Annotated in this window: 22 protein-coding genes; 10 read left to right on the forward strand and 12 right to left on the reverse strand. The window is 41.2% G+C overall.

Annotated elements, in window-relative coordinates; all coding sequences use genetic code 11:
* Positions 1–9 precede the first annotated feature (9 nt).
* Positions 10–306 carry a hypothetical protein gene (locus tag QXW63_07210; protein ID MEM3461679.1) on the forward strand — a complete coding sequence of 99 codons (297 nt, stop codon included), beginning with the start codon at positions 10–12 and terminating at the stop codon, positions 304–306.
* A 4-nt stretch (positions 307–310) separates the two neighbouring features.
* Here QXW63_07210 and QXW63_07215 read toward each other — a convergent pair whose 3' ends face one another.
* The 6 genes from QXW63_07215 to QXW63_07240 form a co-directional block, all read right to left on the reverse strand.
* Positions 311–520, reverse strand: coding sequence for a DUF6485 family protein (locus QXW63_07215; GenBank protein ID MEM3461680.1), 210 nt, complete (start codon positions 518–520; stop codon positions 311–313).
* A 158-nt stretch (positions 521–678) separates the two neighbouring features.
* Entirely contained in the window at positions 679–2,328 is a 1,650-nt protein-coding gene (gene thsB, locus QXW63_07220) for a thermosome subunit beta (GenBank protein ID MEM3461681.1), read from the reverse strand.
* Positions 2,329–2,418: 90 nt separating this feature from the next.
* A complete protein-coding gene (locus tag QXW63_07225; protein MEM3461682.1) occupies positions 2,419–3,471 on the reverse strand; it encodes an L-threonylcarbamoyladenylate synthase in 1,053 nt (350 codons plus the stop codon).
* A gap of 111 nt (positions 3,472–3,582) precedes the next feature.
* A complete protein-coding gene (locus tag QXW63_07230) occupies positions 3,583–4,071 on the reverse strand; it encodes a CBS domain-containing protein (protein ID MEM3461683.1) in 489 nt (162 codons plus the stop codon).
* A 67-nt stretch (positions 4,072–4,138) separates the two neighbouring features.
* Entirely contained in the window at positions 4,139–5,479 is a 1,341-nt protein-coding gene (locus QXW63_07235; protein MEM3461684.1) for a UbiD family decarboxylase, read from the reverse strand.
* Entirely contained in the window at positions 5,476–5,847 is a 372-nt protein-coding gene (locus QXW63_07240; protein ID MEM3461685.1) for a hypothetical protein, read from the reverse strand. The genes QXW63_07235 and QXW63_07240 overlap by 4 nt, the downstream gene beginning before the upstream one ends.
* A gap of 71 nt (positions 5,848–5,918) precedes the next feature.
* Between QXW63_07240 and nth the strand changes: the two genes are divergently transcribed.
* Complete coding sequence (gene nth / locus QXW63_07245; protein ID MEM3461686.1) at positions 5,919–6,575, forward strand: endonuclease III; 657 nt, start codon at positions 5,919–5,921, stop codon at positions 6,573–6,575.
* Between the two features lie 20 nt (positions 6,576–6,595).
* Here nth and QXW63_07250 read toward each other — a convergent pair whose 3' ends face one another.
* Positions 6,596–7,912: a Clp1/GlmU family protein gene (locus QXW63_07250; GenBank protein MEM3461687.1), complete on the reverse strand. Its 1,317-nt coding sequence runs from the start codon at positions 7,910–7,912 to the stop codon at positions 6,596–6,598.
* A complete protein-coding gene (locus QXW63_07255; protein ID MEM3461688.1) occupies positions 7,896–8,549 on the reverse strand; it encodes a hypothetical protein in 654 nt (217 codons plus the stop codon). Before QXW63_07255 ends, QXW63_07250 begins: the two co-directional genes overlap by 17 nt.
* 68 nt (positions 8,550–8,617) lie before the next feature.
* Here QXW63_07255 and QXW63_07260 point away from each other — a divergent pair, with 68 nt between their 5' ends.
* Positions 8,618–9,337, forward strand: coding sequence for an ATPase domain-containing protein (locus QXW63_07260; GenBank protein MEM3461689.1), 720 nt, complete (start codon positions 8,618–8,620; stop codon positions 9,335–9,337).
* Between the two features lie 11 nt (positions 9,338–9,348).
* Positions 9,349–9,852, forward strand: a complete 504-nt coding sequence (locus QXW63_07265) for a CDP-2,3-bis-(O-geranylgeranyl)-sn-glycerol synthase (GenBank protein MEM3461690.1) — start codon at positions 9,349–9,351, stop codon at positions 9,850–9,852.
* 3 nt (positions 9,853–9,855) lie between these two features.
* Here QXW63_07265 and QXW63_07270 read toward each other — a convergent pair whose 3' ends face one another.
* The 3 genes from QXW63_07270 to topA are packed head-to-tail and all read right to left on the reverse strand — an operon-like array spanning position 9,856 to position 12,572.
* The gene (locus QXW63_07270; protein ID MEM3461691.1) at positions 9,856–10,233 is read right to left on the reverse strand and encodes a hypothetical protein; all 378 of its coding nucleotides are present in this window, start codon (positions 10,231–10,233) and stop codon (positions 9,856–9,858) included.
* Between the two features lie 28 nt (positions 10,234–10,261).
* On the reverse strand, positions 10,262–10,495 hold the full coding sequence (locus QXW63_07275; GenBank protein ID MEM3461692.1) for a hypothetical protein: 234 nt from the start codon (positions 10,493–10,495) through the stop codon (positions 10,262–10,264).
* The gene (gene topA, locus QXW63_07280; GenBank protein MEM3461693.1) at positions 10,473–12,572 is read right to left on the reverse strand and encodes a DNA topoisomerase I; all 2,100 of its coding nucleotides are present in this window, start codon (positions 12,570–12,572) and stop codon (positions 10,473–10,475) included. The genes QXW63_07275 and topA overlap by 23 nt, the downstream gene beginning before the upstream one ends.
* Positions 12,573–12,735: 163 nt before the next feature.
* On the opposite strand from topA, the gene QXW63_07285 reads away from it, so the two are divergent.
* The 6 genes from QXW63_07285 to QXW63_07310 all read left to right on the forward strand — a co-directional run bounded on the left by QXW63_07285 (position 12,736) and on the right by QXW63_07310 (position 18,523).
* Entirely contained in the window at positions 12,736–12,900 is a 165-nt protein-coding gene (locus QXW63_07285; GenBank protein ID MEM3461694.1) for a hypothetical protein, read from the forward strand.
* A gap of 18 nt (positions 12,901–12,918) precedes the next feature.
* Positions 12,919–14,064, forward strand: coding sequence for a glycine cleavage system aminomethyltransferase GcvT (gene gcvT, locus QXW63_07290; protein ID MEM3461695.1), 1,146 nt, complete (start codon positions 12,919–12,921; stop codon positions 14,062–14,064).
* Between the two features lie 67 nt (positions 14,065–14,131).
* A complete protein-coding gene (locus QXW63_07295) occupies positions 14,132–16,378 on the forward strand; it encodes an STT3 domain-containing protein (GenBank protein ID MEM3461696.1) in 2,247 nt (748 codons plus the stop codon).
* Positions 16,379–16,393: 15 nt separating this feature from the next.
* Positions 16,394–17,251 carry a hypothetical protein gene (locus QXW63_07300; GenBank protein MEM3461697.1) on the forward strand — a complete coding sequence of 286 codons (858 nt, stop codon included), beginning with the start codon at positions 16,394–16,396 and terminating at the stop codon, positions 17,249–17,251.
* 184 nt (positions 17,252–17,435) lie between these two features.
* The gene (locus tag QXW63_07305; GenBank protein MEM3461698.1) at positions 17,436–17,912 is read left to right on the forward strand and encodes a hypothetical protein; all 477 of its coding nucleotides are present in this window, start codon (positions 17,436–17,438) and stop codon (positions 17,910–17,912) included.
* Positions 17,913–18,022: 110 nt separating this feature from the next.
* Positions 18,023–18,523, forward strand: coding sequence for a QueT transporter family protein (locus QXW63_07310; protein ID MEM3461699.1), 501 nt, complete (start codon positions 18,023–18,025; stop codon positions 18,521–18,523).
* A gap of 21 nt (positions 18,524–18,544) precedes the next feature.
* Here QXW63_07310 and QXW63_07315 read toward each other — a convergent pair whose 3' ends face one another.
* Entirely contained in the window at positions 18,545–21,226 is a 2,682-nt protein-coding gene (locus QXW63_07315) for a DNA-directed DNA polymerase I (protein MEM3461700.1), read from the reverse strand.
* Positions 21,227–21,314 lie beyond the last annotated feature (88 nt).

Consider the following 21,314-nt stretch of genomic DNA (forward strand, 5'->3'; position numbering starts at 1 on the left):
TGGTGCACTTTGAAGTTTGTTGCTGCTTGCGGCATCTGCTGTGATGTTTGCGCTCTTCACACTAAACTGGGTTGTGTTTGCAGTTCAGGCGTTGAGGAAGTAGCAAAAGAGAAGGTTAAAACTCAATGGGGCGGTAAGGGCGTTTTATGTTTAGTTTTAGATTGTGCAGTGAAGTGTGGCATTGCTTATTGCATGCGTGATTGCGAAGAATTTCCATGTCAGAAATATTTTGAATGGTGCTTTCCGTATGGAAAGGACTACCTAGAAATGCACATGAAAAGAAATCCGAAAAAGAAAGACAAATAGCAAATTAACGACTGTGAACCTTAACGAACCTTTCAATAGTCCGGTCATACGTCTTCTCAACCTCTGACGGAAACAAACAACCCGGCAACTCTCCCCTTTCCCTATGATAACTTATACATTCGCAACATTTTCCACGTTTTTCACAACTGCCATAACTGCATGTACAATCCCGCAGATTAATCTGCACATTTGGACAAGACTCACGCTCAATCATCACTTAGACCCCTCTTTCGTAACAAACAGAATATTACAAATTCAACCTATAAATAAGGGGGGCTATAGCCTCCACAAGCTTAACAACACACTTATCATAATCTAAAACTTTACAACAAAAAGAAATAAGAAAAAGAAATTTAGACGAATTGTCGTCTTCTAGTATTCTTCGCCGAACTCTGATGGTTCCTTAGGTGGTTTCTTCTCTTTCTCTTTTTCCATACCCTTCGCAGCAATCAAATCGTCAATCTTCAGTATCATGTTCGCCGCTTCAGTCGCAGACTTCACAACCTGCTGTTTCACACGCAATGGCTCAACAATTTTCAACTCCAGCATATCCCTGACCTTACCAGAAAACACATCAACACCATAAGAAGGCGAAGCAGCACTTTCATGCTTAGCACGCAAAGCCACCATGATATCAATAGGGTCCAAACCGGCATTTTCAGCCAAAATTAAAGGAATAGACTCCACAGCATCAGCAAAAGCTTCAATTGCCAACTGTTCTCGACCGCCAACTTTCACTGCGTACTCCCTAAGTTGCCTTGCAACCTCCGCTTCAGGTGCACCACCACCAGGAACAATCTTTCCGTCTTCAACCGCATTTCTAACAACGCACAGCGCATCATGCAGTGAGCGTTCAGCCTCGTCAATAACGTGTTCTGTTCCGCCTCTAACAACAATTGTGACAGCCTTCGGATTCTTGCATTCCTTGACATAAACAAGCTTGTCCTCGCCAATCTTGACTTCTTCAACAACCTTTGCTTCTCCCAAAACCTCGCTTGACAAATCTTTAAAGCTAGCCATGATTTTGCCGCCAGTAGCCCTTGCAAGTTTCTCCATGTCACTACTGCTTACATTTTTCACTGCCAAGATGCCCTTCTTTGCCAAGAAATGCAAAGCCAAATCATCAATGCCCTTCTCACAGAAGACCACGTTTGCACCGGCTTCCGCTATTTTATCAACCATTTCTCGAAGCATTCGTTCCTCTTCATCTAAGAAAAGCTTCATCTGCTCTGGACTTTCAATGTTAATTTTAGCGTCAAACTCCGTCTTTTCAATCTCCAACTTCGCATTTAGCAACGCTATCTTCGCGTTTTTGACAATTTTCGGCATTTGCGGATGTGCTACTTCCTTGTCGATGACCATGCCTTTGACAAGCTCTGTTTCCTCCAAGCTTTTTCCATGTTTTTTCAAAACCTTAATCAAGTCCACATCAGCCTTGATTTTTCCATCTTTCTTCTCTGCAACATGCTTAACCGCTTCCACAGCCAGCTTAGCAAAATGTTCTTTGGAGCCAGCGATGCCTTTGCTGCCCATGGATGTCACTGCCACGTCGATGAGTTTCTCCTCGTCACTCATGCTCACTGGAATCGCCATTTTCTCCAAAATTTCCTGGGCCCTTTCACTAGCTTTCTTAAATCCTTCAATAATTACTGTTGGATGAATGTTCTGGTCAAGCAAATTCTCAGCCTTCGAAAGCAACTCTCCAGTTAAGACCGCAGCAGTAGTTGTTCCATCGCCCACCTCATTGTCCTGCGCCTTCGCAACTTCAACAAGCATTTTCGCTGCCGGATGCTGCACATCAAGCTCCTTCAAGATTGTAGCGCCATCATTAGTTATGGCAACATCACCGAAACTGCTGACTAACATCTTATCCATACCCCTCGGACCCAAAGTGGTTTTCACAGTCTCAGCTATTATCTTCGCAGCCATAATGTTATTTCTCTGCGCTTCTCTTCCCGTAGTTCTGCCAGTTCCCTCTTTCAAAACCAACACTGGCACTGTACCAGATGGTGCAGCAGCCATTAAACATCACCTCCTACACGTTTTCATGTATGGAAGTGAAACTGAAACTTAGCAAAAATCAAAGGGAAAAGCGCTTAAATATAAATTTTTCTAACAATCACTAACTCTAATGATCTTGTATCCAGAAGCCTTCCTTAATCTGTTCATAACAGCCAATCCTAACCCTTCTAATGGTACACCTTCAGCAATTATAACGTCAACCCCTTCGAAATCAAACTCTCTCAAAAGCCTAAACAAGTTTTTTGCAATAGTTACAAAATCATTCCTACTTCCAAGCGATTTCACTACGTCAGCCCGATAAAACGCAGCAGATTCATCGGTGGCAAGAACGCCAACTTTCTTGCCTTCACGCATAAATGTTTCCGCTAACTCCTTAATTTTCGCAGCAACAGCTGACAATTCACCTTCAACAACAAACATCTCCGCTTTTGGAGCATAATGCCTATGCCTTAACCCAGGAGAACGCGCTTGCTCAATCGAAAGTTGTTTTTCAGCAATCGCAATCGGGTGAAGTCTAACTTCTCCAAGAATTTTCTTCAACACTTCATAAGGTGTTCCTCCAGGGCGCAGAATTTGTGGAGGGTCAACCGTCATGTCCAGAACAGTTGATTCAACTCCAATACAAGTTGGTCCTGCATCCAAAATCGCATCTATGCTTCCCTCAAGGTCATCCAAAACATGCTTCGCAGTTGTTGGACTTGGCTTCCCAGCAAGATTTGCGCTTGGAGCTGCAATTGGGCATTCGCTTTCTCTAATCAACGCTAAAGCCACATTATGATTAGGCATACGAATAGCTATAGTGCTCAAACCCGCAACAGTCACATCTGGAACAATCTCCGAACGTTTAAAAATCAAAGTTAAAGGTCCAGGCCAAAACTCGCTCATAAGCCGCTCAGCTTTGTAAGGCACTCTTTGTGTTAATCTGTAAACGTCTCTGATGTTTTCCACGTGTATTATTGGAGGATTATCCAATGGTCTTTTTTTAGCTTCGAAAAGAGCCAAAACCGCATTTTTGTTTAATGCGTCTGCGCCTAAGCCATAGACGGTTTCTGTTGGAAACGCTACCAAACCGCCTTTTTTGATGAAGTCTGCTGCTATTCGAATTTTCTCGATTTCTGGTTTCTGCGAATCTACCTTTAACACTAAAGTCTCTTTCAAGGAATATCGGGTTCCTTTATTGCTTATTTGATTAGAGTAAAACCTAAAAATTAAACTTCTTTAAAAAGGAGTAGTTAGATAGAAGTTTCTGTTCCCTTAAACAACGTAGTAATCTATTACTTTCTTCATGCTTTTTGGTGTTGTTTGTCTCATAGCAAGTTGCTTCAATATTCTTATCATTTGAGGTTGAAAACGAGCTATGTCTGTCAGGGAGATTAAGCCCACAAGGCGTTTTCCATCGACGACAGGCAACTTTTTGATTTTCATCTGAAACATCAACTTAACAGCTTCTTCCAAATCCATATTGGGTTCAACAACAACAAGCGGACTTGACATGACATCCTTCACTTTAGTTTTATTAGCATCTTTTGCATCTGCAACAACCCTTTTTAAAAGGTCTCTTTCAGTTATTATCCCCATTGCTTTTCCTTTTCTAATTGCGATCAAGCAGCCTATCTCAAACTTGTTCATAACTTCTGCTGCTTCTTTAACAGTCGCGTTCTCATCTATGGTTATTACTTCTTTAACCATAACATCCTCAACTTTCAATGACACGCCGCTTTCTTCTTTTTTCTCTTCAGACAATAAAATCACCAACTTCTGTATTTTCTCTTCATATCCCCTATATAAATAGGTGTGCAGAAATTTAGCGTCACAAACTGCGCAACTTATTAACCAATGCCTCTACATGCTTACTGGTTGGAATTTTTGCCCGCTCAAACTTCTCCTTTGGCTTAACGAAAGGTCTAGTGGCATCTAAACCCATTTTAGTTGTCAAACCAGTTTCCTGGTCGGCAGAAGAGTCCAACGTTGAACCACGCACATTGTTTATGATGATGAGGTCTTCGTTGGCTTGAAAGCGCGTCGCTATAGCCCACTCCACATCTGAAGCGTCCAACACGTCAATGTCGGAATCCACAACCACCGCATGCTTCAAGCTTGGATGCGCAGCAAACGCAGCTAGCAAAGCATTTTTTCCATCCCCGTCAAGTTGTTTTTCAATAGCTATTACTGCATGAAGCCATCCGCTTCCACCAATTGAAAGGTTAACTGCATGCAATTTTGGAACAACCTTAGAGACAGCCTCCCAAATCAAAACTTCATGCGGCAAGCCCATCAAAAGCTTGTGCTCTGTTCCTGAAGGCAAAAGCGCTTGATAAAAATAGTCCTTACGATGCATGACGCCAATAATCTCGACAACTGGCTGTTTCCTAACGATGTCATACGTGCCTGTTATATCCACAAATGGGCCTTCATCAACTTCCTTCTGTGCAGATATCTTGCCCTCCAAAACTAGTTCTGCTTCGGCAGGAGCATAAGCGTTTACATGTTCGCATTCTATTAGTTGAAGTTTCTCTTTCATCAATGTGTTTGCAACTTCGAACTCGCTAACTCCAAATGGAATGGGCGAAGACGCTGCAAGCATAACCGCTGGATGAACACCAATAGAAATTGAAACATCCAAATCTTTACCAGCATTTTTAGCTTCTTGCCACAGTTTGAAAAGATGTCGAGGAACCAAACGAATTGCCAAATGTTTTCTGTCTAAAACTTGAAGACGATGCACTGATACATTCTCGGCATTCCCATTCAAGCTTTTTGCATGCACAACTGCTGAAGTAATATATGGTCCAGCATCCTTTTCGAAATGTGTTAGTATAGGAATTTTAGACAAGTCATTCTCAAAAACTTCCTTCACTGACCCGTTTCTAACAATTTTTGGTTTTTTCGGAAAGTGCCAAGCCTCTGTCAGTTTTTTGTAAAATTCATTTTGGCTTGTAGCGAGTGCCGTGTAGATTCTGTTTCTGCTTCCGCAAATATTAGCAACAACTTTCGTATTGTAACCTTTTACTTTCTCAAACAATAGCATCGCGCCTTGATGGTCAAAGCTTTTCATTATATGAGAGATTTCAAACTTTGTAGAAACCTCATCTTTGATGTGTAATACTTGTTTTTCCAGTTCCATCTGCTTGAGAAATTCTCTTAAACTCATGCGACAGCACCTTCCTTTTCGGCTTCTACGCGAACAACCTTTTCAATTAACCTCTTGAAGATTGATTGTGCTTGTATTTCGTTGATTGTCTCCAGATAGATAGAAACCAGCGCAATCTTCTTTTTGATGGAAGATACGTATTCAGCGAACATGCGAGCGGAAATCGCGTTTTTATCGCCTAAAAGTACTGATGACGAAGGTGGTCCAAGCAAATCTTTTGGTTTCGGAACTGCAATGGCGAGTGTTCCAAGCTTGTCTTCTTTTTCGCTTAGAAGAACTAGGCATGCATTTTTTGTTTCCAAATAAACTGCAAGAATGTGCATGTTCTGCTCGATTATTTCGTCTTTAACGATTTTTGCCCGTTCCATCAACAAATCTCCATTGCTTATTTATAGCTTCACACATTCACTATTTATTATTTTCAAGGGCGATTCAGTAAATGACCAAAACTAACGCCGAAAAAATCTTGAAGTTACTCCGAAAGACATTTGCAATGCCAAAATGGGCGACTGTCAAGAAAGAACCCTTCGAAACATTAATAGCGACAATAATTTCACAAAACACTGCAAGCAAAAACACGGCAAAAGCTTTCGAAAGCCTCTCGAAGCGGTTCGAAATAACACCCGAAGTGTTGGCAAATGCCAAAACAAGCCAAATTGAAGAATGCTTGAAAGTGGCAGGTTTATACAAAAACAAAGCCAAGACAATAAAGCAAGTCTCGCGAATAATTCTTGAAAGATTCCACGGAACTCTAGAGCCAATTTTATCAATGCCATTCGAAGAAGCAAGAAAAGCATTGCTGCAACTTCCCGGTGTTGGACCCAAAACAGCTGATGTAGTATTGCTTTTTTGTTCAGAAAAGCCAACAATTCCCGTAGACACACATGTCAACCGCATTTCAAAACGGCTCGGCCTTGCGCCTAACAATGGAAACTATGCAGTTATTCGTGAATCTCTGCAATACCTTTACAGACCAGAGGATTATTTAGCCGTCCATGTATTGCTGATTGCGCTTGGTAGAAAATACTGTAAAGCCAGAAATCCATTATGCAAGCAGTGTCCACTAAACCTGCTTTGCCCTTCCAAACAACAATAAACAGAAAGTAAAATAGACTTCTAAAACAGTTCTCTGACCGTGGAAAATTCAGACTGGTTTTCTTCTTCCAAAAACAGAATTTCTTTCAAGTTCTTGTCTAGTTTTACTTTTCCTAAGGCAGCAGTTGAAATTTCCTCTTTAACTGGAGTTAAAATTTTCAAAGTTTTTCTGGTATAGTCAAGTTCTTGTAGGATACCTATTCCAAGAAATTTCCCATTAGCATCGTATAGACCTGTGAGTAATCCTTCCTCGTCGCCTTTGCGTGCTATCACAATTTTCTTTTTTGCAAATTCCTCAGCTTTGAGTAGTTTTTCCGCATCAATCCACCGTTTTCTTCCTATGAGTATCACAATTTTATCTTCAGATTCCGCAATATTCAACGGTTTCATTCCTAAAATTTCATACATCCTCTCTGTCTTCCTTGTATTCCTCATAGTCTTATCCAAATTAAACAACTCATTTCCTTCAATTTTTAACCAGTTAAGCGGAAGCGACCGCATTTTCATGTTTTTAAGGTATTTTATATATCCGAGTTCTCGTAGGTTTTTGCGTTTTTCTCTGTCTTTTTGTTTTATAGCAGTGGGTGAATCAACGGCTATTGTTCTAAATTTTTCAAAGACGTTCAAAAACTGATTTGTCTCGTCTTTTTGCTGAATGCAGAAAATTAGGTCTGGGTGGAGCTTGCTGACAAGCTGCATTTTATAGTTGACTGCGTCTTCTCCTTCAACCCACCCGTCAGTGTTTACAACGATAAAGTCTGGATTTTCATTCAGAACTTCCGCTTTTAGTAAGCTTAACCCTTCTATTACCTTGTTGAGAGCTCTGCTTGGTGAAGTTACGCCTACAAAAAAGGCGTTTTTTGCCTCTAAACTAAACAAATCAGTAATCGGCTTAGTGACTACCGCATAAGCAATAGTGCATGGAGGACCCACATCAGACTGACCCAAATCTCCATCCAAAATCACACATTTTCTTTTTTCTTGCAATAGCCTGTTTATTAGGTAGGTGCAAAAACTTGACTTTCCAGAATCAACGGCGCCTAACACTACCACTGTGCAAGGCTTTGCTTGAAGATTAGAAAGTTCCTCGCTTGCCTTCACCCAAGAAGACGGAATGGTGCTTCCTTCAACTTCCTCTATGTTGGCGCCTTCACCTAACGAGATTTCGAACGTTGCTGCTTCCTCAACTATAAAAGGCAACCGTTTTCCTTCACGTATTACAACTTTCTTTGCGTTACTCAAAAAGGCGCCGAACACTTCTGTCTTACCAGAAACGACCGTGACAGAAGCTGGGCCGTCCACTAATAGAGTCTTACCTTTTTCAACTGTGCGGTTCACTTGTCTTCCTCCGTGGAAATTTATGTCCATTTCTTCCAGCTATCCTTATGGCTGAAACGATATCTCTTAAGCCTCGTCTATGTTTAGTTTCATTTAAGTTACGATTTGTTCCTGCTTCACTTACACTTTCTAAACTTACATTTGAAGGTAACACATTATCTAAATCATGCAGTAATTGTTCTCTGTATGTTGGAACTCCGTCACCAATTTTGACTGAAATTGATGTCACCGGTGCAGTCTCAAGGTTTCTTATAATACTTTTTATTTTTTCTAAAGTTTCGGCGACGCTAAAACAGTTTTCTGTCTCGATGACTTTTCCATTCGCCAAAACAGCTAACCCAAAGACTTCACCGGGATCCACGCCTATGACGATTTTTTCATAAAACTCTTTTCCTCGAATGATCTGCAAAGCCTCGTTTATTAACGCTTCCTCTTCTCCTTCTTTATGGTAAACCAAGATTTTTTCGTGTTTTATCAAGTGTTGTTCTTCTTCTGTGGTTATGACCGCTTTAATATCTATTGGAATGGGTTCGTTTGGTGTTAAACTTACAAAGGGTATGTTCTTTCTCTTTAGTTCATTAACAATTAAGTAGTAGGCTTTCCCCGAAACGGTTGCAACCGCGATATTTGCTTTCATACGGCTTTCCATTTCTTGCGTTATACAAGCGCAAAGCAAATTATTAGTTTGGCGGTTTATATCTGTTGATGTGCATTAACGTGTTACAGAAGATTCCAACGGGCTGCAGAACTATTGATAAAATTCTGCAAGGAGGCATTCACTCCGAAACAATTAGTTTAATCTATGGCGAAGCAGAAACCGGAAAAACCACTCTGGCAATGCAGTGCGCTGTAAACTGTGCAAAGAAAGGATACAAAACATTGTTTGTAGATTGTGATGGCACTTTTTCAGCACTGCGGCTGTCTCAAATCGCTTCTGAAAGTTTCAAGGAAATTGCTGATCTTGTAATTCTGGCAAAACCTAACAATTTTCGAGAACAAGCTATGCTAATAGACCAACTAACAGACCTTATAGCAAAAAATTTCGGACTCGTTATCATAGATACGATTACATCGCTTTATCGCGTTAAAATTGCGGAATCTCCAGAAAAGACATTTGACTTAAACCGCGAATTAAACAGGCAAATGGCGCTGTTAGCGCAGAATGCTAAAACCCAAAAAGTCGCAGTCTTAGTAACAAGTCAAGTGCGAAGCGTCTTAAACGACACTTATGTCCATGTTGAACCAGTTGCCACAAGAGTTTTGAAATTCTGGGCAGAAACAATAATTGACATGAAACCCACCGAAACACCCCAAAAAATCAAGGCAATTTTAGAAAAAATCCCAATAAAAGATAAAAAGCCTCAACCAATAACTTGCTACCTAAAAATAGACGAAACAGGCATACACGAGTATCTGCCACATTGATGGTTATTAAAATGGACATAACAAAACTACTTATCGAAGCGTTAAAATTCATATTTCCAGCATATTGCGCGAATGCAATACCCGTAATTGTGGGTGGAGGTTACCCTTTAGATTTTGGAAAGAAGTTTTTTGATGGGAAACCAATTTTCGGAAAAAACAAAACTTTTCTAGGATTTTTCGCTGGTCTCGCAGTCGGAACGGCTGTCGGTTTAGTTGAAACTGCGCTTTTCCCAGAATATCCAGTACTGTTTGGCTTCGTGCTATCTTTAGGAGCGTTACTCGGAGATTTAGCTGGAGCTTTCCTAAAAAGAAGGCTTGGTCTTGCACCGGGAGAACTGTTGCCTGTGGTTGACCAAGTTGATTTCGTGTTAGGAGCGGTTTTGTTTTCGCTTCTTCTTCCCATGCCCATGATGTCTTTGGAGCTTATTATTGTAGTGTTAATTATAACGCCACCTATACATTTGCTAACAAATTTTGTGGCGTACAAGTTAGGATTAAAAACTAACCCTTGGTGAATTCTAGCCAAGTTTTAAGCGAATGACAGTTTCTAAGAATATGTAAGCTATCACTAACAAGATTATTCCTGCTAGAAACATCATGTGGGCTTGTCTTGGCTTATAAGCATACTTTGTACTCTGATACATGACTATCAACCCTACTATCCCTAAAGAATAAAGAGCAATCGCGATGACGCTGTCATATACGAATTGTTCTGACAACCGTGGATAGAATAAGACAAAACCTACTCTGCTACCTCCGTAATACGATGGAAGTGGTCTCATTACAATATCATATATACCGCCTCCGAATAGAAACACCGCAAAACCCATGATAATTACCGAGATGATAAGAGTTGATGGTTTTGTCGTTGATATTCTCCTGTAAAGTCTGTTCATGGAAAATGACATTGAGGAGACTTTTTTCTTAGCTTGTTTTGACATTTTCTTTTTCTCCGCTTTTGCTTAGGTATTCTGCCACTTCTTTAGCCCATTCTCCTGTTAGGGGATTCTTAGCAATCTCACTTAAATACTCTTTCCAAGAAATTTCTAGGGCTTTCTTCCACTGTTCATATTTCTTCACTATGCTTTCGTAAGCCTTTGAATGTAACTCGCAATAGTGATTCTCAACTGCTTCTCTACTGCATATTGCGCATTTCAATTCTTTTCTTCCTCTCCTCTATTAAGGGACATTGTGGATTAAAACATAACGTCCACGGGCGTCTTCCTTTGATTTTAACTTGAACGGTAGGCCAGCCACATCCGCGGCAGTTTCTTCCAAGGGGCTTTAGTGTTCCTCTTTGCGGTAGTGGAAATGATGTTTTGCATAATCCTTTGAAGTAGTTGGTGCAGCCGATGAAGCGTTTGCCTGTTTTTCTTGAGTATAATATCATGAGTTTTCCAGTGTTACATATTGGGCAAGTGCCTATTGTTCGTTCCTCAATTCTTGATTTTTTTATTGCGTTGCTTAGTTGTTCGCCTATTATTTTTTCTTTTGTTTTAAGTTCTGTCACTACTGGTTTGAGGATTTCTACAGCGTCTACAAGAACATTTTCTCTCTTTTCTTCGTTCAATTGTATTTTATTCATTCTTTCTTCAAGTTCCTTTGTTAGTTTTATTGAAACAACTGTTGGGCAATATTTTTCTAGAACTTCTAGAACGTCGAAGCCCAAGTCTGTCACAACGATTCTTTCGTCTCGGACGTATCTTCTATCATAAAGTGTCTGTATAATGTCTGCTCTTGTTGCTTTGGTTCCGATTTCTGCTTCTTCCATTTTTTTTAGTAAACTGCCGGGGTTGTATCTTGGTGGTGGTTTTGTGAACTTGTCTTCTACAATAACTTTTTTGATTTTGATTGTTTGTTTCTCTTTTATTGGCGGTAATAGGACTTCTTCTGATCTTACGTAGGGTCCATAAAAACGCAGCCAGCCTTCTTTTAGGGTTTGTCTTCCTCTTAGGTAGAAGTGATGCCCATTAACGTTGATGTTGATTCTCATGCTTTGTCTTATGGCTGGCTCGTCAAAAACTGCCATGAATCTTCTTACTACGAGGTCCCAGATGTTTCTTTCAGAATCGTCAAGTTCTCTTTCTGGCAATTTTCCAGTTGGATAAATGGCTGGATGTGCGGGGTCTTCCTTTTTTCCTTCTTTCGGTTTTAGTTCCGGCTTTGCTAGCAATTCTGCTGTGAGTTTGCTGTATTGCGGAAGCTTGTTTAGATTTTTCAAAATTGCCTCGTAGCCTATTGCTGGTGGAAGTTTTTGGCTGCTTGTTCGTGGATAAGATATTAAGGCGTCTAGGTATAGGCGTTGAGCAATGTTTGATGTTCGTCTTGGCGTGTATCCGAATAAACCGTAGGCTTCGCTTTGTAGAGCGCCTAAATCAAAGGGCAGCGGCGGTGATTGCTGGAATTGTTTAACGTCGATTTTTTCAACTATTCCATTTTTTTCTTTGCATGCGCTTAGGATGGCTTCTGCTTCTTTCTTTGTTTCAATTGTTTCCTTTTCATACTCTGCCTCGAAGGGTTTTCCGTCTATTTCCACTTCAGCCTTGATTTCCCAGTATGGCGTTGGCACGTAGCTTCTGATGGATTTTTCTCTGGCAGCAAGAAACTTTAATGTGGGTCCTTGCACTCTTCCCGTGCTTAATGTGGCGTATTTTCCGCTCCAATCTCTTGCTGCTATGGTTAAGGCACGGGAAAGGTTCACGCCGTAAAGCCAGTCAATCTCGTGTCTTGCGCGTCCTGCTTCTATCAACGCAAAATCTAATTTTGGTAGTGGTTTCGTGTATGATTCTTCTAATTCTTCTTTGGTTAGAGTGGAGTATTTCATTCGTTTTGCGACGTTTTCTTTATCACCACATGCATATTTTAGTATGCAATATCCAATGATGCTTCCTTCAATGTCGTAGTCGCAAGCGTCAATGAACAAGTCAGCCTCGTTTGCCAACTTTGATATGGTTTCTAACCATGTGCGAATTTGTTTTACGCCTCTCTCGGCGACGTATCTTGGTACCCATTTGAAACCGAAAACAGGATAGTAATTTCTTCCTCTTCTTTCTTCCGCAACTGTGTATAAATGTCCAAGAGCCGGAACGACAACTATTTCCTTGTCCCGTTTAGCCACATAATATGGGACTCCATTGTCTTCCATTTTTTTGGCTTTCCCCTTTGCGTCTAAAGCTAAAGCTATTCTTTGTGCTGCATCCGGCTTCTCAGTTACAATTAAAGTGTATTTTCCCATGGTTAGCACAAACCACGCAGTTTATTGGGAATGGTTTCCCAGAATTAAGCGTTATCTGAAATTAAAAGTTTCTGTGCCAAATAAACGATGTTGTATACTTTGACCAGCAATTGATAAATACGCGAGAGAACTTTATTGCTTTGCGTGAAAGGAGTGTGTTGTGTTGCCTCAGCGTGTTGTATGTCAACAGTGTGGTTGTGTTTTGTATGAAGGCGCTGAACTCAAACCTCCTGATGAAATCCTACATCAACATAATGGAAAATGTCCGGGATGTGGAAAGAAACTTTCGCTAATCCCCATTAATGTAGAGGTTAAGCCAGTAAAATGAGAACTGCTGGGATAATTTTTGACTGAAAAACTGCGTAGGACACAACTTTACGAAGTACATAAGCGAACGGCAAAGATGACTGTTTTTGCGGGTTTTGAGATGCCCTTATGGTACACGGATGTGATACCAGAACATTTAGCTGTGCGGAACAGTGTTGGCATTTTTGATATTTCGCATATGGGGCGAGTAATAGTCACTGGTCCAGATTCGGAGCGCTTTTTGAATTATGTTATAACCAATGATGTTTCAAAATTACTGCCAAACAGCGCTCAATATTCGGTCATGTGCAACGAGAAAGGCGGTATAATCGACGATTTCGTTGTTTATCGGCTAGAAATGGAGAAATTTCTGGTGGTTTTCAATGCAAGCAACCGAGAAAAAGACTATAACTGGCTAATCAAAAACTCCAACGCGTTTAACGTGAAAATTGAAGAAGTTTCAGATAACGTAGCCATGTTCGCGGTTCAAGGTCCAAAAGCTGAAAAAACTTTGCAGAAAATATCCACGGAAGATTTGAGTAAAATTGAAAGATTCAAATGCGGGCATACACGATTATTAGATGTGGAAGTTTTTGTTTCCAGAACTGGTTATACAGGCGAAGACGGATTCGAAGTTTTCGTGTGGAATGTTTCACTCGCCAAACCAGAGAACGCAGTAAAACTGTGGAATGCCATTCTTGAGGCGGGAAAAGCCTTTGAAGTAAAACCATGCGGTTTAGGAGCCAGAGACACATTGAGGTTGGAAGCTGGAATGTGCCTTTATGGAAACGACATAGACGAGAGCACAACGCCTTTGGAAGCGGCATTAGGATTTGTGGTGAAACTTCAAAAAGACAACTTCATAGGAAAGGAGGCTTTGCTGAAGCAGAAAACTGATGGAATTAAACGCAAACGGGTAGGAGTACAAATGATAGACCAAGGAATACCCAGACCAAACTTCGAAATCTATAGCGCTGATAGCACAAAAATTGGATACGTGACCAGTGGAACGTTTTCTCCATTATTGCGGTATGGCATAGGAATGGGTTACGTGGAAGCGTCTCAAACCTTGGAAGGAACAATCGTAAATGTGAAAATACGTGGCAAACTGGCACGTGCAAAGATAGTGTCATTTCCATTTTATGACGCTGAAAAATACGGGTATAAACGAAAAATCACAACGTGAAAATTCTCAGTTAACCGCAAGGGAAATAAAACACCTCACTAATCTCTGTAGGAGAGATGAATTCAAAATGAAGTTCCCAGCAAGAGAACGCGTTGTCAGTGCTCTGAAGAATCTTGGAAAACTGCGGATTAAAATAAGCCACAGTGCAATAATGACTTTTTCAGCTTTATTGCTCATCCTTTTAGTAGCGTTTACCGTTCGCATCTTTCCATTGCGCTGGGAAATACAAACCGGAGCGCTACATCTTTCTGAATTTGACCCTTACTACCAATTTAGCTTAGCAAGCTACATGGTAAAGAATGGTTTACTTTCGCCTTATTGGCCAACACAGTGGGTTGACACTCAACGTTGGTATCCTGGCGGAATAAATATGGGCATGTCCTATCCAGCATTGCCGATGACTGCGGCTTCGGTGTACATGGTAATTACTGCGTTAGGCGTTAACATTGATTTGATGAGTTTCTGTGCATTATTTCCAGCGATAATGGGCACATTAGCTTGTTTTATGATTTTTTTCCTCGGTAAAGATGTTGGCGGAACATCTATTGGATTGCTTGCCTCGCTCTTTCTGGCTTTAAGTCCCTCTTTTATTCAGAGGACTTCTTTGGGATTTTTTGATGACGAGACAATAGGTATATTTGCCCTTTTGCTGTTCGCGTTTCTATTTTTAAGAGCGATTGAGACAGAAAGACCTGTAGGTTCAAGTGTGAAATATTCAATTGGCGCAGGTTTAGCCTTAGCATATTTCATTTCTGGATGGGGTGCCGCGTATTATCCAATTGCTCTCACTGCACTTTTTGTTTTCTTACTGGTTTTGTTGAAACGGTATACCTCGCGATTGTTACTGTCCTACAGCCTGACATTTGGGTTAGGTTTATTCATATCCATAAATGTTCCTTATATTTCACCAACATACCTTTCAACTTTCGTGATTTTGCCAGTTGCAGGCGTTTTCGTGTTGCTATGTATTTGTGAGATACTCCGTGTTTTAACGTCAACAAAATCAAAGGTGCTTTTTGTTGCGTTACTCTTAGCATTGCTCATTGGCGGCTTCGCAGTACTTTGGCAACTAGGCTACATGCGAACTATAGCTGGGAAGTTCTTTTCCGTCATTAACCCTCTTGCACGGGCAGAATCTCCTCTCGTAGAGTCTGTTGCTGAGCATAGAATTTCAGCGTGGGGTTCCATTTATTACGAGTTGGGAATTGGAATACTCTTCTTTGTTGTTGGTTTCTATTTCCTTCTTAAGAATCTTAACAATAGAAACTTGTTTATGTTGCTTTTTGGTATCACATCGCTTTACTTCGCCAGCTCTATGGTGCGTCTGCTTGTTCTTTTGGCTCCTGCTTTCGCCATTTTAGCTTCCGTCGGCATAATGGGCGTTTTGAAACCCTTTGTCGCCTTATTAAAAGAACCTCCAAAGATTATTACAAAAAAGAAGTTCGGTTTGGAACATGTTGGAAAAGAATTCAGCGGAGTTGCTATCATTCTCATATTCATCATCTTAATGACTAACTTCGCTTTTTCACCGCAATCAGGCGGAATACCAAAAGTCTACAGTCAAGCCTACGCTCCAGTAACCATCACTGCTGGAAGCCTTCCCATTGTTCCTAATCAACCAGTGCAAGAATGGCTAGACATGCTAGACTGGCTGAAAAGCAACGTGGGATATCTACCAATAGACGAAAAAGTTGTTTGCAGTTGGTGGGACTATGGATACTGGCTAACCATACTTGGAAACGTAACATCCCTTGCAGACAACGCGACAATAAATGGCACTCAAATAGAGAATATAGGTTTCACATTCATGGCTAACGAGACACAAGCAGTGGACATGTTGAAACGTTACAACGCAAAATACATTTTAATATTCACAACGCTCTCGGTGGGACAGCAGAATAATCAATATTATGCTGGCTGGGCTGGTTATGGCGACGAAGGGAAATGGATGTGGATGGCGCGCATCTCTGGCAAGGCAAAAGACCGATTTATACAGGAAGGTATTCTTGATGAAGGCTCTGCGTGGACTGATGAAGCAACTTTCGGGAACTACACAGAAAATCGATGGGCTTGGAATGATGTAGGAAAAAACTCCACAATATATAAACTGATGCTTTATGGGAAACAGAGATGGTGTGGGGTCAATAATGCTGCGTCTGTTAATGAACAAGGACAAACAGAACCATCCGTAGAACTATTGTACTTCAAAGAAGCTTACATCGCTGGACTGAATTTATCTCCAAGCGAGGCCCAAAGCAAATATGGCAATCTTGTTCCATTAGTGTGCCTTTACGAGATTAAGTATCCAAGCTAACAAAGGAGAGATAGCTTGTTTCCTAAGGTTCCGGACTACCACAAGCCAAACAAGCCTTTAGTCCCAAACGGTTTAGGCGTAATTTATGTTCTAGTGAGCGTAACCTACCTCTTTGCCTTATATTACTTTAACCAACCACCAGCATCCAACAATATTTCTTCTGCTTTGACATTAGCTGTTTGCATTTTGTTTGGAGGTTTTATGGGCTTGCTTGACGACTGGATGGATCTGCGGTGGCGTTACAAGGCTTTCTTTCCTCTAATAGCCTCTATTCCGCTCGTTTCTTTAGCAGTCAAGCTTGGATTGCGCACTTCTTTGACAATTCCGTTTTTTGAACCTCTAGATTTTGGTCTCTTATACTATTTTGTGGTTATTCCGTTAATTGTGACCGTGACTACTAATACTGTGAATCAGCTTGGAGGATTGAATGGTGTAGAAACAGTTTGTCCCGCAATTGTTTTGGTTGGGTTGATGGTTGTTTCTGGAGAGCATGCCATTATGTTGTATGCTCCGTTAGTTGCATGGCTTTTTCTTGCGTTTCTTAATTTTCAGGGGAAAATTTTTGTTGGAAACACTGGGTCCTTTGCGATTGGAATAACGTTGGCTGCCTTCGCCATTATTTCTGATGTAAAATCTTTTTTGATTGTTTCTATATTGCCGTACGTTTTTAATTCGGTGCTTATTCTGTTAACTTATTTCTTTTATAAGTCTAAAGCGCAGGTTGTGTTTGATGGTAAAAAGTTGTCTTCAGATCATAGGCGTAGTTTGGTTACTTTGATTACTTATTATCGTCCTTTGACTGAACGGCAAGTAGTTGTTACAATTTCGCTTCTTTTTGCAGCTTCAACCACGCTTGCTTTACTAGTTTACTAACGTTCAAGTTTATGTCTGTTCTATTCTTAGCTGTATGTATTGTGGTGTTACACACAAAAGGCAAAAATCAGTTTCAAGCGAGGCTTAATTGCAAGAGGTTAGAGGACTAGCTCACCATGTAATTGGCTAATGTGAGGAATCAATTATTTGCCCAGCTTTGTATGTTCCAAACGTTTCAGTTAAAGTGGAAATCACCAATTTAATAGGCGTCCGTCTAGGTGTGAAGGGCGGCGGAGTTGAAAACATTAATTTTGATGTTAAAGCAAAGCTGGAAGAAAAAGAACGCAAAAGCCAAATAGTTGTTGTGGGTTTTGGTTTGCTTTTAAATACTAAACCGAACGTTGTAAAATTTGAGATTGAGGGCATAGCAACCATAACGGGTAAGGACGCAGAAATTAAAAAAATGCTAGAGGTAGACCCTGAAACTAAAGTGCCGTATGTTTTTCAAAGCATTTACCAGCATGCCTTTACTGCAATGTATTTGATGTCGACAATTTTGAATGCGCCTCCGCCTCCAAACAATTTGCTTGTCCCGCCAAAGCAAGGGGTTCCAGTTGAGGACGTAAGCGTTGAAGTTGGAGCAGAAGCGGTAGAGGCTGTGAGTGTTCAAGCTGCAACTGCGGCGGAAGAGACAAGCGAGGTCAGCACTTCTGCAAAGTGATTTGTAGTAAACATTTAATAGTCTAAAACTCTGTGCATATGGATTATTGGCGGGTGAGTGGGCCTCCACCCGTTCCGCCATTATAAACCCCGGGAGTAGGAGGTGGAAAAGTGAAATTTGACACTGAAGATTTGGCTTTGAGTGCAGTTTTCGCTGCATTATATGCGGCGGGAGTTATCTTTCTGGCGCCTATAAGCTTTGGAGTCTATCAGGTTAGAATTGCCGATGCTTTGTTGCCGCTTTCGATGATTTTTGGCATGCCCGTTGCTGTCGGGTCAGGTCTTGGCTGCTTGGTCGCAAATGTTTACGGCGGCTTAGGCATTGTAGACATTATAGGCGGGACAATTGCAAACTTTGTGGCGTGCGCTTTAGCATGGTATGTTGGCAGAGGCGGGTTTGCTCGAAGGTTTCTAGGCGCTTTCGTTGAGACAGTGGTTATAACAGCGATTGTTGGAGGTTATCTTGCGCTTCTGTTCGAAGTGCCAGTTGAGATTGGGTTGCTTGGCATTTTCATTGGTTCTTTGGTGGCGATAAACATTCTGGGCTTTGCGCTTCTAGAAGTTTTCTATCGAAGTGGTGTAGCAAAGAAATACGCTGAAAAGCATACATGATAAAGAGATGTGCAATGTGGTTTACATGAACCGTTCCAGTTTTGTTAACCCTATTATTTCATCAAAATCCAAACCTAACGCGTCTAGTACTTGGTCGAATGTTGAATGCAAGTAAGCTATGTATTTGTCCACGTCAATCTCATTGTTTGTGGCTAATTCAACAGGCTTCACATGAGGTTCCTTAGCAACTTTTACAAAGCTTATCAAGTCGCCTGCTCTCAACTCTACTCCATTTTCTTTCAGTATTTTTGCGGCTTTGACGTGTTGTGGCGTCGTTTTTGTGTAGCGTTCCAGTTCTTCACCTAAGACCACATTGAATGCTAAATCGTTTAGGCTTTCCCACTCTCTCCGTTTTAGTCGCATGTAGCAGTCGCGGATTATTTGGCTTATGTCTTTTTTGGCATTTTCAAAATCTGCTGGCGTCTTGACCATTGCTAAGCGTTCTTTCATTCGGTCAAAAGCTTTTTTGATGAATGGTGGAATATGCTTCTTTTTGCCTGTTAATCCTTTCACGTCGACGCTTCCGTCTTCGAAAACTCCGAGGTAATTCTTCTTGCGGGAGCTGAAAACGGAGTATCTGTAAACTTTGTCTACGTCTAAGCTCATTTTTAATTCGTGCTCTGTCCAATGGGCGAGCTTTTCGATTTGTTCTTTTGAGGGGTTTTTTAGGAATATGCTGTCTGTGTCGCCGTAAAGAACTTGAATGCCAAGCTGCTCTGCTTTGTTTAGTATTTGTGTTAGCGAATGTCTTGCAATTGCTGCTGTTGCTTCGGCTACTGGTGGACAGTAGAGGTCGAAGGTTTCTGCTCCGAAGACTCCGTAGCTGGCGTTTAAGATTACTTTGAGTGCTCCTTGGATTAGGTTGTACCAGCTTCGAAGTTCGTTGGGTAATGTTTTGTCTTTTGTTTTCGGCTTGTACCATTGTACTCGCAAGTCTCTAAGCGAGCCGATTAGGAGGCTTTCTAATGCTCGTTTTTTGGTGCAGACCCAGTGTGGCGTGTCTGGGATTAGGTTGCTGCGGCATTCTGGGTGTTGGCAGAGTATGGATTGGTAGCCGAGGTTCCAAACTTTTATTATTGATGGGTATAGGCTTGGAAAGTCCATGACTGCAACGTTGAAGTGGACGCCGGGTGTTGGTTCGACAACTATTGCGCCTTTGTATTTTTTGCCTTTGATTATGGCTTTGGTTACTGTTTTGCCTTTTACGGCTAGAATGTCTTCTATGTTTGGGATGAGCATGTTTTTTCGGCGGTGTTCGTGGTGCATGAAGTTTCTTATCCAACGTGAAACGCCTTGGCGGCTTACGTCTTCCATTGGCATGCTGCTGATTCTGGCTAAAACGAGAATTAGTTTCATGACTAGTTCGTCTTCGAAGCTTGTTAGTTTGAAGGTGATTTCTGCGTCTCTGAAGCAGTATTGGGCGAGTTCTGTGTAGGATAGTTCGCCTAAACTTTTTTCCAGTTTGATTTTTTCCATTCCGATTAGGGCTTTGCCTACGTCGTCCAGCGTTACGTCGCGGTATCGGTTGTTAAAGGCGTAAATTTGGATTGAACGGTTGAAGAAAAACTTGTACAGGTCAATGTGCACGCCATATTTTAATAGGCAAACGCGTCTGCCAACCTCTATTGGAATTTCATTTCTTTTGAAGCCGAAATTTAATGCTCTATGTGCTAAATATCGTAGGTCGAAGTCGTCGCCGTTGAATGTTAATGCGAAAGGATAATTCCATAAAGCGTCAAACACAGCTCTGATTAGTTTTTCTTCTGAGTCAAAATATTCTAGGGTTACATCTGCTGGCAAGCGTTCGTTTCCTTCGCGGACTCCCTCGCGCTTTAGGAGTAAGACTTTCTTTTGGTCGTCTGAACCGTAAAGTGAAACACACACGATTGGGTAAGCTGCTTCTCTGGGGTCGGGCATTCTTGTTGGGACAGGCGTGTAAACTTCGATGTCTAAGGCTACGCGGTGGAATTTTGGAGCTGAATACTCTAACAGCCTAGCCCATTGCTCAACATATTGTAGTTCCTCATCCGTGGCTTCTTTGAAAATTTCACGTATATTATGAACCATTCTTTCGGCTTCTTCTAGGCTCTTGGGAATTAACTCGCCATTCTTTACTTCATAAAGCATTCCAGGCTGAAGATTTCTATCGTAAATGTATGATTGGTAATACTTTATTTTTGATTCCCAAACCCTAATTTTCTCCGGCTCAATGGGAGTTTCTGAAACTTTTGGAAAATCTTCTGGAATTATGTCTCTTATGCATCCAGTTGGGCGTCCACCCACTGCAAGCGGGTCTTTTGCAACAATTTTTGTTACTTTTACATTTCGTTCGGATAGTGGGTCGAATTTTTCGACAATTTCGAAATGGTCGAAGCCTTCATGTTGTGTTAAGCGGGTGATTTTTTCCAGTTCGTATTGTGAAAGGTTGGTTAGACAATAGGGCTTATGTCCAGTGTTGTCGTACCAGAAGTAGATTTTGCCGGAGTTTGGTTCGTAAAGTTTGATTAGGGCTTTTCCGGTTTTTCCGTCGTAGGTGGCTGAAACAAAATAGGAAGGCGGCAGATTATCCGGCGCTAACGGTGGAAAAGCGTGTTCTTTCTTTTCTTTTGTTATGGTTTCTGTGAATGGTAAGGCTTCCGCTTCTTTTTCCTTTAAAGGTTTAGCTTCAACTTTAGAGAAGTCCTCTAAACGTCTCTGCGCCATCTTGTCGTTGACCTACTTAACTTTATGAGAAGTATTTACTAAAATCTCTTACTACCCACTTTGTTTTTGGATTTCTCTTAAGATAACA

The organism is Candidatus Bathyarchaeia archaeon (assembly GCA_038873195.1).
In the GTDB taxonomy this organism is placed as follows: Archaea; Thermoproteota; Bathyarchaeia; order Bathyarchaeales; family Bathycorpusculaceae; genus DSLH01.

Excerpts from the sequence above, each read along its gene's own strand:
- QXW63_07270 (MEM3461691.1), bottom strand. The coding sequence starts at position 10,233 with ATGAACAGACTTTACAGGAGAATATCAACGACAAAACCATCAACTCTT.
- topA (MEM3461693.1), bottom strand. The coding sequence starts at position 12,572 with ATGGGAAAATACACTTTAATTGTAACTGAGAAGCCGGATGCAGCACAA.
- QXW63_07265 (MEM3461690.1), top strand. The coding sequence starts at position 9,349 with ATGGACATAACAAAACTACTTATCGAAGCGTTAAAATTCATATTTCCA.
- QXW63_07260 (MEM3461689.1), top strand. The coding sequence starts at position 8,618 with ATGTGCATTAACGTGTTACAGAAGATTCCAACGGGCTGCAGAACTATT.
- QXW63_07295 (MEM3461696.1), top strand. The coding sequence starts at position 14,132 with ATGAAGTTCCCAGCAAGAGAACGCGTTGTCAGTGCTCTGAAGAATCTT.
- QXW63_07215 (MEM3461680.1), bottom strand. The coding sequence starts at position 520 with ATGATTGAGCGTGAGTCTTGTCCAAATGTGCAGATTAATCTGCGGGAT.
- QXW63_07255 (MEM3461688.1), bottom strand. The coding sequence starts at position 8,549 with ATGAAAGCAAATATCGCGGTTGCAACCGTTTCGGGGAAAGCCTACTAC.
- thsB (MEM3461681.1), bottom strand. The coding sequence starts at position 2,328 with ATGGCTGCTGCACCATCTGGTACAGTGCCAGTGTTGGTTTTGAAAGAG.
- QXW63_07235 (MEM3461684.1), bottom strand. The coding sequence starts at position 5,479 with ATGAGTTTAAGAGAATTTCTCAAGCAGATGGAACTGGAAAAACAAGTA.
- QXW63_07240 (MEM3461685.1), bottom strand. The coding sequence starts at position 5,847 with ATGGAACGGGCAAAAATCGTTAAAGACGAAATAATCGAGCAGAACATG.
- nth (MEM3461686.1), top strand. The coding sequence starts at position 5,919 with ATGACCAAAACTAACGCCGAAAAAATCTTGAAGTTACTCCGAAAGACA.
- QXW63_07315 (MEM3461700.1), bottom strand. The coding sequence starts at position 21,226 with ATGGCGCAGAGACGTTTAGAGGACTTCTCTAAAGTTGAAGCTAAACCT.